Source organism: Pseudoalteromonas sp. PS1M3, assembly GCF_016865405.1.
GTDB lineage: Bacteria > Pseudomonadota > Gammaproteobacteria > Enterobacterales > Alteromonadaceae > Pseudoalteromonas > Pseudoalteromonas marina.
Genome location: NZ_AP022624.1, coordinates 3,326,820 through 3,342,205, shown reverse-complemented (window position 1 = coordinate 3,342,205; position 15,386 = coordinate 3,326,820). Strand labels below are relative to the sequence as shown.

General features: G+C 40.6%; 11 protein-coding genes and 1 riboswitch. Of the genes, 9 read left to right on the top strand and 2 right to left on the bottom strand.

Going from position 1 to position 15,386, the window contains the following annotated elements; genetic code table 11:
• Positions 1–10: 10 nt before the first annotated feature.
• On the bottom strand, positions 11–895 hold the full coding sequence (gene dapA, locus PS1M3_RS15560) for a 4-hydroxy-tetrahydrodipicolinate synthase (RefSeq protein ID WP_203985383.1): 885 nt from the start codon (positions 893–895) through the stop codon (positions 11–13).
• Between the two features lie 128 nt (positions 896–1,023).
• A riboswitch (Lysine riboswitch) is annotated at positions 1,024–1,220 on the bottom strand.
• 191 nt (positions 1,221–1,411) lie between these two features.
• Here dapA and PS1M3_RS15555 point away from each other — a divergent pair.
• The 6 genes from PS1M3_RS15555 (at position 1,412) to PS1M3_RS15530 (ending at position 9,940) form a co-directional block, all read left to right on the top strand.
• Positions 1,412–2,116, top strand: a complete 705-nt coding sequence (locus PS1M3_RS15555; protein ID WP_203985380.1) for a DNA-3-methyladenine glycosylase I — start codon at positions 1,412–1,414, stop codon at positions 2,114–2,116.
• Positions 2,117–2,118: 2 nt separating this feature from the next.
• Entirely contained in the window at positions 2,119–3,528 is a 1,410-nt protein-coding gene (locus PS1M3_RS15550; protein WP_203985378.1) for a YdiU family protein, read from the top strand.
• 389 nt (positions 3,529–3,917) lie between these two features.
• Positions 3,918–4,973 (top strand): OmpA family protein, encoded by a 1,056-nt coding sequence (locus PS1M3_RS15545; protein WP_006791316.1) that lies wholly within the window; start codon positions 3,918–3,920, stop codon positions 4,971–4,973.
• A gap of 292 nt (positions 4,974–5,265) precedes the next feature.
• Complete coding sequence (gene acnB, locus PS1M3_RS15540) at positions 5,266–7,863, top strand: bifunctional aconitate hydratase 2/2-methylisocitrate dehydratase (RefSeq protein ID WP_006791315.1); 2,598 nt, start codon at positions 5,266–5,268, stop codon at positions 7,861–7,863.
• A gap of 199 nt (positions 7,864–8,062) precedes the next feature.
• Entirely contained in the window at positions 8,063–8,695 is a 633-nt protein-coding gene (locus PS1M3_RS15535; protein ID WP_203985376.1) for a 2OG-Fe dioxygenase family protein, read from the top strand.
• Between the two features lie 9 nt (positions 8,696–8,704).
• Entirely contained in the window at positions 8,705–9,940 is a 1,236-nt protein-coding gene (locus tag PS1M3_RS15530; protein ID WP_203985373.1) for a cysteine desulfurase-like protein, read from the top strand.
• A 61-nt stretch (positions 9,941–10,001) separates the two neighbouring features.
• On the opposite strand, the gene PS1M3_RS15525 is transcribed toward PS1M3_RS15530, so the two are convergent.
• Positions 10,002–10,706: a 2OG-Fe(II) oxygenase gene (locus PS1M3_RS15525; protein ID WP_006791311.1), complete on the bottom strand. Its 705-nt coding sequence runs from the start codon at positions 10,704–10,706 to the stop codon at positions 10,002–10,004.
• Positions 10,707–10,739: 33 nt separating this feature from the next.
• Between PS1M3_RS15525 and PS1M3_RS15520 the strand changes: the two genes are divergently transcribed.
• The 3 genes from PS1M3_RS15520 (at position 10,740) to PS1M3_RS15510 (ending at position 15,299) form a co-directional block, all read left to right on the top strand.
• Positions 10,740–11,129, top strand: coding sequence for a thioesterase family protein (locus PS1M3_RS15520; RefSeq protein ID WP_138740548.1), 390 nt, complete (start codon positions 10,740–10,742; stop codon positions 11,127–11,129).
• A gap of 246 nt (positions 11,130–11,375) precedes the next feature.
• Positions 11,376–12,341, top strand: coding sequence for an aldose epimerase family protein (locus PS1M3_RS15515; RefSeq protein WP_203987332.1), 966 nt, complete (start codon positions 11,376–11,378; stop codon positions 12,339–12,341).
• Between the two features lie 213 nt (positions 12,342–12,554).
• Positions 12,555–15,299, top strand: a complete 2,745-nt coding sequence (locus PS1M3_RS15510) for a TonB-dependent receptor (protein ID WP_006791307.1) — start codon at positions 12,555–12,557, stop codon at positions 15,297–15,299.
• Positions 15,300–15,386: the final 87 nt, after the last annotated feature.

Genomic DNA, 15,386 nt, shown 5'->3' with positions numbered 1-15,386 from the left:
AAACCTGTATTTAATGCCAAGATAAAATGGTGTCGTTTGCAGTGGTAATGCAATCGGTTTGCGTTAACTCAAGATGCGTTAAAGGCGGGCGCAGCAACGGGCTACTTAAGCGGCCTTGTTGGTGCATTAGCACTTTAACGGGAATAGGGTTTGCTACAGCAAATAGGCTATCAATAGCGCGAGTCCACTGAGCAAATAAATTGGGGTGTTGGCCACTTAAGCTGCGTTTTACAAATTCGTGTGTTTGCAAAGGCCACGCGTTTGCCGCAACCGATACTAAGCCTTTTGCACCTGCTTGGGCAAAGTAGGGCATAAGTGCATCGTCGCCACTGTATAGAGCTAAATTAGGCGCGGCTTGTCGGTATGCTTCAAATTGGGTGATGTTGCCACTGGCTTCTTTTAAGGCCCACAGTTTTGGGTGTGCTTTTAAGTTTTCAATGGTTTCGATAGGAATGCTTACACCGCTGCGCCCAGGTACGTTGTATAACATACACGGATGCGCGCTTTCGTTTAATAAGCTTTCGTACCAATGTGTTTGACCTACAGCCCCTGGTTTTGCATAAAGAGGCGAGCCTAATAAGTAGCTGTGAATAGGTAATTGGTTACAGTAGCTAACCCATTCTTTTTGTTGGGCCAAGTTACTACCACCAACAGCAACCATAAGCGGTACACTGGGTTTTAATTGGCACACATGCTCAACAATGCCTTGCTGCTCATTAAGCGTAAGGGCTAAACCTTCACCTGTGCTACCGAGCAGTAAAATACCGTTGTGTGCTGCTTCTTGTTCGCTAACAAGTGTTGTGAGCGTGTCGTAGTCAACATTACCTTGTTGATCAAACGGCGTAACAAGCGCTGTCCACAGTGCGTAGTCATCTAAATTGAAATTATTGATCATCTCTTACGAACCTATAAGGTGTTCGAGATATTAAAGGGGCTGTATGATGTGAGCCGCATTAACGTCGTTCGAACAGTATTCGAAGAGCGAATGGGCTTAAAATAATAGGGCGCACGGCCTTATTATTTAAGACCAGAAGCTCTCCACCAAACTAATAAGCTGTTTTAAAACAGCTATTGGTGACAGTCGCTAGGATTCAACCTAGTCGCCCGAAGTAATTGCTTCGCAAAAGCGTTTACCTCTCGGCGGTATTCCCCTGACGTATGCTCACTGGAGTTTGCGCTCCTAACATACGCTACCTGAATAACGCACCTCTTCTAGCCCTTTGTATTTTGTTTAACCGCAAAAGGTTTAACAAAATACAATTTAAATAGGGTAATTGCGGCGATTAAAACATTTTAGCCGTCTAGGTGTCAAGTTGCAGGATACAGATTAGTTCATCGAAAATGTGGGTGGTTACGTATTGGCTGCTTTTCTCGTAAACTAACCCTATGAGCAGCGAGGTATTTAATAAGTATGGAAAAATTTAGCGATATTTATAAGCGAGCAGTAGAGCGAAAAGGCTCTGAAAAAATGCTTAAGTTATTACTCGCAAAACCCTTATCTAAAAAAGCATTAAGCGCATTAAGTGACGACGATTGGCTTGAAGAATTTACCCGAAAAGTTTTTCAAAGTGGTTTTTACTGGTCGGTAATAAACAGCAAATGGTCGGGCTTTAGAGAGGTTTTTTGGGAATTCAGCGTTGATAAGCTATTAATGATGCCGCCCGATATGCTCGAGCAAAAAGCGAGTGATGAGCGTATTATTCGTAATTATAAAAAAGTGAAAACAATTCCTGAAAATGCCTACATGATCCACGAAATAGCACAGGAATATGGCAGTTTTAGCAAGTTCGTAGCTAACTGGCCAAGCGATGACATTATTGGTTTATGGGCATATTTAAAAAAACACGGCGCCCGTTTGGGTGGAAATACTGGCCCGTATGCCTTAAGAGCGCTTGGTAAAGATACTTTTTTACTTTCGCGAGATGTAGAAAGTTACCTAAGGGCACATAAAATTATTGATGGTGGGCTGCAAACTAAAAAATCACTCACTGCTGCGCAGGCATTTTTTAACGAAATGCAAAAGCAAAGTGGTTTAAGTATGCAAGAGCTGAGTTTAATTGTGGCCTATGGTGTGGGTGACAATCGCGTAGGTATACGTCAACAGTCAGGAAATTAACCATGAAACTAGTGCCGAGATACACAGACATAGCAGATAATTTCGCAATAGAAGATCAACCATCAAGCGTTGCAGCTCCGCAACTGCTTTTGTGGAACGAAGCGTTAGCAAAGCAGTTTAATATAGGTGTTGAGCCGCAGCTGCGTCCTAGTACCTTTGCAGGCAATGAATCACAGCAAATAAAGTCGGTAGCGCTTGGTTATTCTGGGCACCAGTTTGGTCACTTTTCGCCGCGCTTGGGTGATGGGCGAGCGCATTTGCTTGGTGCTATAAATGACGATAAAAACCAGCTGTGGGACATTCAGTTAAAGGGCTCAGGCGCTACCCCGTATTCTAGAGGTGGCGATGGGCGATGTGCATTAGGCCCTGCTATTCGTGAATACGTAATGAGTGAAGCTATGCACGCATTAGGTATTCCCACTACTCGTTGTTTGGCTGTGGTTGGTACCGGCGAAGCGGTTTACCGTAATACGCCTCAACCAGGGGCTGTTGTTACTCGCCTAGCAAGCAGCCATATTCGTGTTGGCTCGTTTCAATACTTAGCAACCCAAGGCGATGCTGAGGGATTAAAAAAATTAGCTGATTTAGCAATTAAACGCCATTACCCTGAAATAACGAGTGAAGGTCCTGAGCGGTATATCGCTTTTTTGACAGCAGTCATTAGCAATCAAGTGAACTTGATTATTAATTGGATGCGCGTTGGGTTTGTTCATGGCGTTATGAACACCGATAACACGCTCGTAAGTGGCGAAACTATAGATTATGGCCCGTGTGCAATGATGGATAGCTTTGATTTTGACACCGTATTTAGCTCTATAGACAAGCAAGGCCGCTACTCTTTTGGTAATCAGCCAAATATGGCGAGTTGGAATTGTGCTCGCTTAGCTGAAAGCCTTATCCCATTAATTAGCGATGATGAAGAAAAAGCTGTGTCATTACTTACTCCAGTTATACATCATTTTTCAGAGCAATTTAATACTCAATTTACAGTAATGTGGAGCAAAAAATTAGGCCTGGCTGGTGCAAAAGAGGGCGACAAAGATCTTGTTTCTGAGCTACTAACATTATTGCAAGCACATCATCTTGATTACACCAATACTTTTGATGCACTGACGGAGTTTGTGAATGGCAATGCAACTATTCCAAAAGAATTAATTGAGTGGGCGAATAAGTGGCAAAGCCGAACAAGTAACGATAGCTACAAAACCATGCGAGCAGCCAATCCACGTATAATTCCGCGAAATCATATAATTGAAACAATATTAGCTGAATATAATGAGCTTGGTTCAAGTAAACTGATGAGCCGTTTTGTAAAAGTAGCTAATAAACCGTACCTGTTCAGCGATGATATGGCCGAATTTCAAGAGGTACCGTCAAATGATACCGACTATAAAACTTTTTGTGGTACTTAAGTGTTGTAAAAATAGATAAGTTAATGATTATAAATAACGATATTTTAGCACAGAGATGTTCATTGATTGAGCAAAGCAAATTCCGGTGTTACTATCTAAACATAAAGATAAGTTAGTTTCATTGTGAGCAAGAACAATTGATTGAGTTGTCTTTGTGTCTTCTGCAGATTATCGATTTATATGATCAACTAGTTGGTTTCTAGCTAGGTAAAGTTTTAAATTTCACCTAAACTGATTTGTTGGATATCGTTATATCGCATTGAAAAAAATTATAAACTTTATTTTTCGTTAAGTATTGATTAACAAAAGTTGAGTTAGTCTGTATAAAACTTAGTGAGCTAGTACTTAATTAGCCACAATTTATTAGTTGTTAAAATGGGAAGAAAACAATGAAATTAAAATCACTAACTATTGCAATTGCGTTAGCTGCAACTAGCGTATCTACTTTTGCTGCTGACAAGCAAGAAGGTTTCTACATTGGCGCATTTGGCGACTACTACGATGCGTCTTGGGAAAATATGAGCGCACAGGCTGGTCTTGACGTAAACGAGTCGACTGGCTTTGGTCTTGAAGCGGGTTACCGCTTCAGCGATTTTTGGAGTGCTCGTTTAGAGTATGCAGATCTTGATTTCAATGCATTCGACAAAGCCGCTGGTAACCGTAACAACATCGACGGTAGCCGTTTTGGTATTGATGCGCTTTACCATTTAGATGGCGGTCCTTTCTACGGTTTAGTTGGTATTAAATCAATGGACGTTGTTGATGACAACACGTTCTTAAATGCAGGTGTTGGTTACAGACACTTCATTACTGACAACTTATTCGCTAACGTTGAAACTGCTGTATACCAAGGTATTGATAAAGGTTACACAGATGTTGGCGCTAAATTAGGTATTAACTATTTCTTTGGACAAAACACTATGCCTGCTGAGCCGGTACAGCCTGCGCCAGAGGTTGTTGAAGTTATGGTTGAGCCAGTAGACAGCGACAATGACAATATTTTAGATGCTGATGACAAGTGTCCTAATACACCAATGACAGATGCTGTTGATGGTACTGGTTGTACTTTATATGAAGATAAAGAAGTAACTGTGAGCTTATTAGTAACGTTCCCTAACGACAAAGCTGCTGTATCACAGCGTTACTTAGACGACATCGATCAAGTTGCATCTTTCTTAAAAGATTACCCAGATACAACAGTGCTTTTAGAAGGTCATACTTCAGCAGTAGGTAAAGCGACTTACAACAAAATGCTATCTAAAAAGCGTGCTGATTCGGTAGCTAAGCAATTAATAGCTGACGGTATTGCATCTGACCGCATTACTACGGTAGGTTTAGGTGAAGAGCGCCTTAAAAATGAAGCTAACACAGCCGCTGCACACGCAGAGAATCGTCGTGTTGAAGCGCACATCAAAACAATCAAAACAGTAAAAGTTTTACGTTAATAGATTATTTTGATTATAAAAACCCAGCTTATGCTGGGTTTTTTTATGGCCGCTATTTATGCTTGTCTACCTAAATAGTAATGATTATTACTTAACAAGTATTCATGGAAATAGAATTTCCCGTAACTACTATTCATAGTGTTTATAGTCGGTATAATCAGTTGTGTAACTGGATGGATTTTCATCTATCTATAAAAGCTTTATAATTACGCGTTAGAATACTATAAGTATTGGGTAACAAGTGCGCATGAAGCGCTACCGAATACTTTCACGTCACCAAGAGGGCAATATTGTGCTACAAGAATATCGTAAACACGTAGAAGAACGTGCCGCGTTAGGTATCGTACCAGCGCCATTAGATGCTCAGCAAACTGCTGATCTTATTGAATTAATAAAAAACCCACCGGCAGGTGAAGAAGAATTCATTTTAGATTTATTAATCAATCGTGTACCACCAGGTGTTGATGACGCTGCTTACATCAAAGCAGGCTTCCTAGCCGCTGTTGCTAAAGGTGAAGCGACTACTTCTCTTATCTCTAAAGAAAAAGCAGCTGAATTATTAGGAACAATGCTAGGCGGATACAATATCGCGCCAATGATTGACCTACTTGATGACGAATCATTAGCGCCAATCGTAGTAAAAGGCCTTTCAAACACATTACTTATGTTTGATGCTTTCTACGACGTAGAAGAAAAAGCCAAAGCAGGCAATGCGTTTGCTAAGCAAATTATCGAATCTTGGGCTGCAGCTGAATGGTTTACAAATAAGCCAGCAGTAGCTGAAAAAATCTCTGTTACTGTATTTAAAGTAACGGGTGAAACAAACACCGATGACTTATCACCTGCACCAGATGCATGGTCACGTCCTGATATCCCACTTCATGCTTTGGCAATGCTAAAAAATGAGCGTGATGGCATAAACCCAGATAAAGCAGGTGAAGTAGGTCCTATCGTACAGCTTGAAGAATTAAAAACTAAAGGCTTACCACTTGCTTATGTAGGTGACGTTGTAGGTACTGGTTCTTCTCGTAAGTCTGCTACTAACTCTGTGCTTTGGTTTATGGGTGATGATATCCCATTTGTACCAAACAAACGTGTTGGTGGTGTATGTTTAGGTAACAAAATAGCACCTATCTTCTTTAACACAATGGAAGATTCTGGCGCATTACCAATCGAATTAAATGTTGACGAGTTCAACATGGGTGATCAAATTGATATTTACCCATACGAAGGTGTTGTTAAACGCCATGGTACTGATGATGTTATCTCTACTTTCGAACTTAAATCAGATGTAATCCTTGATGAAGTTCGTGCTGGTGGTCGTATTCCACTTATCATTGGTCGTGGTTTAACAGACAAAGCACGTACATCTTTAGGTTTAGGTGCTACTGATGTATTTAAAGTACCAGCAGTGACTGAAGAGTCAGACAAAGGCTTTACACTAGCGCAAAAAATGGTTGGTAAAGCATGTAACGTAGCCGGTATTCGCCCAGGCCAATACTGTGAGCCTAAAATGACTACTGTAGGTTCGCAAGATACTACTGGTCCTATGACACGTGATGAACTTAAAGACTTAGCATGTTTAGGTTTCTCTGCAGATTTAACAATGCAGTCATTCTGTCATACCTCTGCTTACCCTAAACCAATTGACGTAAACACGCACCATACGCTTCCTGATTTCATCATGAACCGTGGCGGTGTTTCACTTCGCCCTGGTGACGGTGTAATTCACTCGTGGTTAAACCGTATGTTATTACCAGACACCGTAGGTACTGGTGGTGATTCACATACTCGTTTCCCATTAGGTATTTCGTTCCCAGCGGGTTCAGGTGCAGTAGCATTCGCAGCAGCAACAGGTGTTATGCCACTTGATATGCCTGAGTCTATTTTGGTTCGCTTTAAAGGTGAAATGCAGCCAGGTATCACATTACGTGATCTTGTTCATGCAATTCCTTACTACGGTATCAAAGAAGGCTTATTAACGGTTGAGAAGAAAGGTAAAATCAACGAATTCTCTGGCCGTGTACTAGAAATTGAAGGTGTTGAGCACTTAACTGTTGAGCAAGCATTTGAACTATCAGATGCATCAGCAGAACGTTCAGCTGCTGGTTGTACTGTTAAGCTTTCTAAAGAGTCTATCTCTGAGTACCTTGAGTCTAACATTGTTATGCTTAAGTGGATGATCTCTGAAGGTTACGGCGATGTTCGTACAATCGAGCGTCGTATTACTGCAATGCAAGATTGGTTGGCTAACCCAGAACTTATGGAAGCTGACGCGGATGCAGAATACAAGCACGTACTTGAAATCGACCTAGCTGATATTAAAGAGCCGGTACTTTGTGCACCGAATGACCCAGATGATGCGCGTTTACTATCTGACGTTACAGGCGAGAAAATCGATGAAGTATTTATCGGTTCTTGTATGACTAACATTGGCCACTTCCGTGCAGCGGGTAAATTACTCGATGGCTTTACTGGCCGTATTCCAACACAGCTTTGGGTTGCTCCACCAACGAAGATGGATAAAGACCAACTTACAGACGAAGGTTACTACGGTATCTTTGGTCGTGTAGGTGCACGTATTGAAACTCCAGGGTGTTCACTGTGTATGGGTAATCAAGCACGCGTTGCAGATAAAGCAACGGTTGTTTCTACCTCAACACGTAACTTCCCTAACCGTTTAGGTACAGGCGCAAACGTATTCTTAGCATCAGCAGAGCTTGCTGCAGTTGCGGCAATTTTAGGTAAATTACCTACTCCGGCTGAGTACCAAGAATATGCAGCGAAAATCAATGCAACGGCAGCAGATACTTACCGTTACTTGAACTTCCACCGTATGCCTCAGTACACTAAAAAAGCAGACAACGTAATTATTCAGCAAGCTGTTTAATTTATAGAGTTTGAATAAAAAACCCGCTTCGGCGGGTTTTTTATTGTTTAAATATAATTTAGATTATTCATGCTTTAATAGCCTTATACTGAATTAAAATTAAGTATTTTTCACATTTAAGTTGGATAATAAAGCAATAATTCCTCGCTACATGCATTAAAATCTCTTTTAATATTCTCATTATTTTAGGCGAGATTTCATGACTGCATTAAACAACCAGAATTTACTGCAACTTCGTTTTATTAACCAAGCAAATATTGATTTGGTTAAGCCTTCTTTTGATAACCTACCTGCAAATCCATATGCAGATGGCGAATTTCGTAAGCGTCGTTATTCAGTAATTAAATTTCAAAATGGTGAGCTAAAATTGCAAGCTGCCAAAGCATTTGTTCAAGACGATTCGATTAATACGTTTCAAGGTAACGTTGAACGTACTTACGAAAATTTAGAGCAAAGCCTACTTGAATCAGATGGCATGAAAAGTATTGTCAGTGAGTTTTGCCAGCTTACCGGTATTGATGAAGATCGCGATATTGAAATACATCAATTTAGAATGTTAGCCATTGATAGCGATACGCCAGCAGCGCCAGAAGGCGTGCATCAAGACGGTTTTGATCATGTATGTATATGCGGTGTTTCGCACGAAAACTTAGAAGGTGGCGAGTTACTTGTATACGAAAACAAGCAAGCTGAGCCATGTTTCAAAATGGAAATTAAAGACGGCATGTTTGCGCTTATAAACGACCGCCAAGTTTGGCACAATGCAACGCCAATGAATAAAGTTGATGCTAGCAAACCAGGTTACCTGGATTGCTTTGTACTTACCTCTTAAGGAATGCTCATGAATATAGCGCAATTACGTGAGCAGTTTCCGGCATTAATGCAAAGCGTTGATGGTAAATCGCCGATATTTTTAGACGGCCCTGGTGGCTCTCAAGTGCCGCATTCAGTGCTTAATGCAATGTCTGCTTATTTAGGACACTACAATTCAAACCTAGGTGGCGCGTTTTTTTCAAGCGATAAAACTGTTGAGCTAATGGCAAATGCACGCCAAGCTGCAGCCGATTTACTCAATGCGCCAAGTGCTCAAAATATTGTGTTTGGCCCTAACATGACAAGCCTTACCTTTAGCTTTAGCCGAGCTATTTCGCGCAATTGGCAAGCCGGTGATGAGATCATTGTTACTAACGCCGATCACTTCTCAAACGTGTCATCATGGCAGCAAGCCGCAGAAGATAAAGGCGTTAAGGTTAATACTGCCTTGATTAATGAAGCCGATTGCAGCCTAGATATGACGCAGTTTGAAAGCTTATTAAACAGCAAGACTAAGTTGGTGGCTGTTACCTATGCTTCAAATACTACAGGCTCAATTAACGATATTGAACGCATTATAGAGCTAGCTCATGCTGTGGGCGCTCTTGTGTATGTTGATGCGGTACATTATGCGCCGCACGAGCTTATTGATGTACAAGCCCTTGATTGCGACTTTTTAGCCTGCTCAGCGTATAAGTTTTTTGGCCCACACTTAGGGATGGTGTACGGTAAAAAAGAGCATCTTGAAGGTTTTACGCCGTACAAAGTAGAGCCTGCTAAAGATGTAGCGCCGGGACGTTGGGAAACCGGTACCCAAAGCTTTGAAGCAATGGCAGGCTTTATTGCCGCTGTTGATTACATTGCTGCAATTAGCGAGCTTGATGATGGCCATACACGCCGTGAAAAGCTAACAGCTGCGTTTGCTAAAACTAAACAGCACGAGATGGCGCTCAGTGAGCACTTTTTAACGCGTTTGGTTAATTACCCTCGTATAAAGTTATACGGTATTGATGACTTTGATCGATTAAACGAACGTACCCCTACGTTTGCTTTAACATTTGAAGGGCTTGAGCCACGCGCCGTTTCAGAGTTTTTAGGCAAACAGCATATATGTGTGTGGGATGGACATTTTTACGCGCAAGGTTTATGCAAGCAATTAAACGTGCTTGATACAGGCGGTGTAGTACGTATTGGTTGTATGCATTACAACACAGTCGAAGAGCTTGATAAGCTGTTTGATATGTTTGACGAGCTACTTGGTTAAATAGGTCGTCTACTAAATATATAAATAAGCCATAAGTGTTACTTATGGCTTATTTATTGGTTTAGCTTTTAGGTGCACCATATATTTGCTCTGCACGGTTAAATAGCACCCACGAGGTTAAAATATACTTATCGTTTGATACTGGCTTATTACCCCTATGTGTATGCGTAAAGTAGCCAGGCGCTATCACCATGGTGCCTTTTTTAGGGGCTATTTTACGGTTTTGATAATAAAACTCCGTTTCTCCACCTTCCTCGACATCGTTTAAGTAAAACATAAATAAAAGTACACGATGCAGGGCTTCATTGTGTTGTAACTGAGGATACACTTCGCTGTGCCAGTAAGGATAACCCCCTTTATTTACCTCGTATTTCTGCGCTTGGATATTACCTAATCTAAATATTTGCTGCACAAGGACAGGGAGCTGTGGCTTACCCACTTCATCAAAATTTTCTTGAGTTAAATCTACTACTTCCCCCGTTTTTGGATGATAAACCTTTAAGCCAAATGCGCCAATCATCATAAAAATATGTTCTTCAATATAGTTAAAAACATGTTGTGCAGTCGTTTGTTGTATGTGTTTTAATTGCTCTGCATATTCGGGGTGACTATTTAGGTGCAGGTCGTGGCTGTCTTTTTTCTTTAAATCAACACCGCCTGAAGTAACCCCTTGTTTTACATGCGGGCTTTGCGTGAACGTATTAATAAAGTTATCGCAAAAATCATCGCTCAATGCGTTTTCATAAACGCGAATAAAGTCCGTCATGGTTTACCTTTGTATAATTATTTTTGGATTAATATGTTTATTGAAAAAGTGATACCGCGCTTTAGCGAAACAGATGCACTCGGACACATCAACAATACCGTACTCCCCGTGTGGTTTGAAGCCGCTCGCGTCCCTATTTTTAAATTTTTTACGCCAGACTTAAACCCACATGACTGGAAACTAATCATTGCCAAAATAGAAGTGTCGTTTGTGGGGGAGTTATTTTATGGCCACGAAATCACGATTAAAACGTCTGTAGATCACATCGGCACAAGCTCTTTTGTACTCAAGCAAGAGGCATTTCAGCATGATAAATGCTGTGCAATTGGAAAGGTTGTAATGGTCAGATATAACTTTGCTGAAAGAGCTAAGCAAGCTTTGAGCACTGAAGAAAAAGCAGCACTTGAGAAGCATATGGCTTAATTTACAAACCGATACTGCAGTGTTACGCACATTTCAACTTAGCCCATTATAAGTAACTGAGTGCCAATAATTAAAAAGGTACTCAGTATTAACGTTAAATAAATAGCGCAATTGTAAATTTTATTAAAAAATTTAACGTTTTTTAATTGAGTTACCAATATGAGTTATATACTATTTATAATATATATAGCTGCCTTATCTAACTAATATAGTTTTCTAGGTAACTTTTGAGGAATGTGCGTGACGATGACAACCATTGATGAACCAATGCAGGTTATACATCTTAGTGATTCTAAGAATTTAACAGCCGAAATATTGCCATTTGGTGCAATAATTAAAAGCATTAAATTTAAAAACCAAGAAATGACGCTTAGCGTCGACGATCCTCAGTACTATCTTGAAAACCCATTTTATTTAGGCGCTACAGTAGGTCGATACGCTAATCGTATCGCTGAAGGGCGTTTTAACTTATCTGGCTCGCAGTATCAACTGGAAGCAAATAACGGCCCTAATAGCCTACACGGCGGCGTTAAAGGCTTTAATAAAGTACTTTGGCAAGTAACCAAACAAACCGACAGTGAGGTTGAGCTTTATTATTGCTCAGTGGATGGCGAAGAGGGTTTTCCTGGAGAGTTAAAAGTATGGCAAACCATTACTGCAGAAAATGGGCAGCTTCTACTTAAGTTTAAAGCGACTTGCAATAAAGAGACTCTCGTTAACTTCACTAACCATTGCTATTTTAATCTTGAGAGCAGCGACACTATTGAGAACCATTTACTTCAGGTAAATGCGACCCACTATTTACCCATTGATGAGCACAGCATCCCATTGGGCGGGCCTGCCCCCGTTGCAAATAGCTGCTTTGATTTTATTAAGCCAAAATTAGTTAAAGATGCATTAACGCAAAGTCACACCCAATTAGATGCAGCTAATGGTTTAGATCACTGTTATATATTTGAAAACGACGACAGCCTTCATACCATGGCGACATTAACGTCGCAGCAAACCGGTATTAATTTAACACTCAAAAGCACTCAGCCAGGTATGCAATTATACACAGCTAATTTTGTTAGTGACCCTTTTAGGGCACGGCAAGCACTTTGCCTTGAAGCGCAAAATTGGCCTGATGCGCCAAATCGCGAAAATTATCCCAAAGCTAATTTATTGCCTGATGAAGAATATAGTCAGGTTATTATTTACGCGTTTTCGTAAGTAAACTCAATACGTTAACATGATGCTTCATGTTAAAAAAAAGAAAACAAAAAGAAAACCCATAGTAATAAAATAATGCCTACAATTAAGGAAAGGGTTGCACTTTTACTTAGTTTAAAGTATTTATAATATAAATAGTATTTGAAATAATTTTAAAGCTATTCAACCATCACAACGACAAAATGACTACACACAATCAGGAGTTTTTAAAAAATGATAATTAACAATAAGTTATCGTTCAACAAGAAAACCGCGCTTAGTATTGCTATAACAGGCATCTTGGCAAGCGGTAGCGTTGCAGCTCAAGGCGCGGAAGGTGATACACCTAAAGTAAATGAAGATGTTGAAGTTATCGCAGTAACGGGTATACGCAGCAGCTTACGTTCATCAATGTTAGATAAAAAAGCATCTAATGTTGTTACAGACGGAATTAAAGCAGAAGATCTTGGTAAATTCCCTGATTTAAACGTGGCAGAGTCTCTGCAACGTATTACAGGTGTAGCTATTGACCGAAGTGGCGGTGAAGGTCAAGCCGTAACAATTCGTGGTTTTGGTCCACAGTTTAATACGGTTCTTGTAAACGGTCGCCAAATTGCGACTGATAGTGCAGGGCGAGAATTCAACTTTGATGTGTTAGCGGCTGACCAAATTACAGGTGCTGATATTTATAAAAGTAATAGCGCTTTACTTCAGGAAGGCGGTATTGGTGGTACGGTTAACGTAACAACTGCACGTCCTTTTGACTTTGGAGGCTTGCATGTAATTGGTTCAGTTAAAGGCATGTACGAAAGCCTTTCTGAAGAAGTATCTCCGTCGGCATCATTTTTAGTAAGTAATACATTTAACGACGATAAGTTGGGTGTACTTTTCGCTATTACTAATCAGCAGCGTAAACTTCAAAATAACCAAATTTTGACAGCCGGTTGGCGCGGTGGCCAAACAATTTCTAACCCACAAGACGGTGTGTTATTTGATAATGCATACATTCCACGTAACTGGGACCAAGTTGTTGATGAGCAAGACCGTGAGCGTACTAACGCAAGTCTAGTGCTTCAATATGCACCATCGGATGACATTACAGTAACGGTTGATGGTTTAATTTCGAAATTTGAAGTTGATTCAACAGTTCGCGACCTTGCATCTTGGTTTGAACCAGATCGTGTAGGCAGTGCAACAATTGATGAAGCAACAGGTACACTATTAACGTTTAGCCAAGATGTAGGTTTAGGTGCGCCAAGTGGTAACCCTGCAAGTGACTTTGTATCTCATACACGTAACTCTCGTGATGTAACTAACAAAGCATTTGGTATTAATGTTGATTGGCAAGTAAACGAGTCATTAAAAGCGAAATTTGATGTATCTCGCTCAACAGCTGAAAATGATCGTGCTGGTCGAGATCGTTTTAACGTAGTGGGTATTATTAACAGCTACAGCTTTGATGGCACAGGCGGTGTTCCAACTGTTCAGCATGATGGTTTTGATAATGGCTCTCTTCCAGATCCAAGCCTTGCTCGCCTTCATTACAACGAGATGGGTAACCAGTTTACCAACGAAGACGAAATTACAGAAGCGAAAGCCGATTTTGAATACGTACCAGATAAAGGCCCAGTAGAGCGCATTAACTTTGGTGCTTATCGTCAAGAGCGCGAAAAGTCTAGCTTCCAAATTTTTGGTAGCCAATGTCAGTTTTGTGGTTACGGCACTGAAGCGCCTACTGACGTAATTGATTTTGAAGCATACCAAGCAAATAACTACTTCCCTGGCTTAATTGACACATTCTACACCTACGACGGTGATAAAATGCTTGATTACCTAGCGGATCAGGGTTTCCCTGTTGCACCTACACTGCAAAATAACCGTTACACAATTAACGAAGATATCACTAGCTTATACATGGACTTCACTATAGGTTTTGACCTAGCTGATATGCCTGTAACGGTTAACATGGGTGCGCGTTACTCAGAGACAGATATTGATGTGTCTGCAGTTCAAAGTTTTGTAACAGACGTAGTACCTACATCTGATGCAACGTTATTTGCTAACGTATTTGGTCCTGCAACAAACATTACACAAGGTACAAGTTACTCAAACTTATTACCTTCTTTGAATGTGAAGCTTGAGCTTCAAGAAAATATGGTATTACGTTTTGCAGCGTACGACAGTATTACTCGTCCAACAATGTCGCAGTTATCGCCTGCAACAACGTTTAACGAACCTCGTCGTCAAAACTTAACGGCAAGTGGCGGTAACCCAGCACTTAAGCCATTCCAATCTGAAAACTGGGATATTTCTTACGAGTGGTACTACAACGATGCTAACTTATTTAGCTTTGCGGTATTCAGTAAAGAAGTTGACGACTTTATTGTTACGTTAACAGGTGCAGAAACTTACACCATGTCTGACCGTAACGGCCCTGATTTTGCGTGTACTACATGTACAGACCAAACAGATGAAGAACTTGTTGGTAGCTCAGAAGTTTACACTGTAACGCGTCCACAAAATGGTGAGTCAGCAACAGTTACGGGTTACGAAATTGGTGTAACTCATATGTTTGAGAATGGCTTTGGCTTTATTGCTAATGCTACAGTAGTAGATAGCGATATCAGCATTGGTTCTGATACATCACAAACATTTGCACTTGAAGGTTTAGGTGACTCACAAAACTTAGTATTGTTTTATGAGCAAGATAACTGGCAAGCACGTGTTGCGTACAACAACCGTGAAGGCTTTTTACGCTTAGTTGATAATGGCTTCAATGGTGAGCCAGTGAACGTAGAAACTTACGGTCAGTGGGATATCAGTGCAAGCTACGATATTAACGAAAACTTCACTATATTTGCTGAAGGTATCAATATTACTGAGGAAGAGTTAGTACAAACAGGTCGTTTTGCTAACCAGGTTTACTCAGTTGAAGACAATGGTTCACGTTACGCGTTTGGTATTCGCGGATCGTTTTAATTGATAAAGGGGCGATTAATCGCCTCTTTGTTTTCATTGCAGTGCTAAAGGCACTAATACCAATTGGGTTATTTTATCGGTAATGTA

Excerpts from the sequence above, each read along its gene's own strand:
- dapA (WP_203985383.1), bottom strand. The coding sequence starts at position 895 with ATGATCAATAATTTCAATTTAGATGACTACGCACTGTGGACAGCGCTT.
- PS1M3_RS15555 (WP_203985380.1), top strand. The coding sequence starts at position 1,412 with ATGGAAAAATTTAGCGATATTTATAAGCGAGCAGTAGAGCGAAAAGGC.
- PS1M3_RS15550 (WP_203985378.1), top strand. The coding sequence starts at position 2,119 with ATGAAACTAGTGCCGAGATACACAGACATAGCAGATAATTTCGCAATA.
- PS1M3_RS15545 (WP_006791316.1), top strand. The coding sequence starts at position 3,918 with ATGAAATTAAAATCACTAACTATTGCAATTGCGTTAGCTGCAACTAGC.
- PS1M3_RS15535 (WP_203985376.1), top strand. The coding sequence starts at position 8,063 with ATGACTGCATTAAACAACCAGAATTTACTGCAACTTCGTTTTATTAAC.
- PS1M3_RS15530 (WP_203985373.1), top strand. The coding sequence starts at position 8,705 with ATGAATATAGCGCAATTACGTGAGCAGTTTCCGGCATTAATGCAAAGC.
- PS1M3_RS15525 (WP_006791311.1), bottom strand. The coding sequence starts at position 10,706 with ATGACGGACTTTATTCGCGTTTATGAAAACGCATTGAGCGATGATTTT.
- PS1M3_RS15520 (WP_138740548.1), top strand. The coding sequence starts at position 10,740 with ATGTTTATTGAAAAAGTGATACCGCGCTTTAGCGAAACAGATGCACTC.
- PS1M3_RS15515 (WP_203987332.1), top strand. The coding sequence starts at position 11,376 with ATGACAACCATTGATGAACCAATGCAGGTTATACATCTTAGTGATTCT.
- PS1M3_RS15510 (WP_006791307.1), top strand. The coding sequence starts at position 12,555 with ATGATAATTAACAATAAGTTATCGTTCAACAAGAAAACCGCGCTTAGT.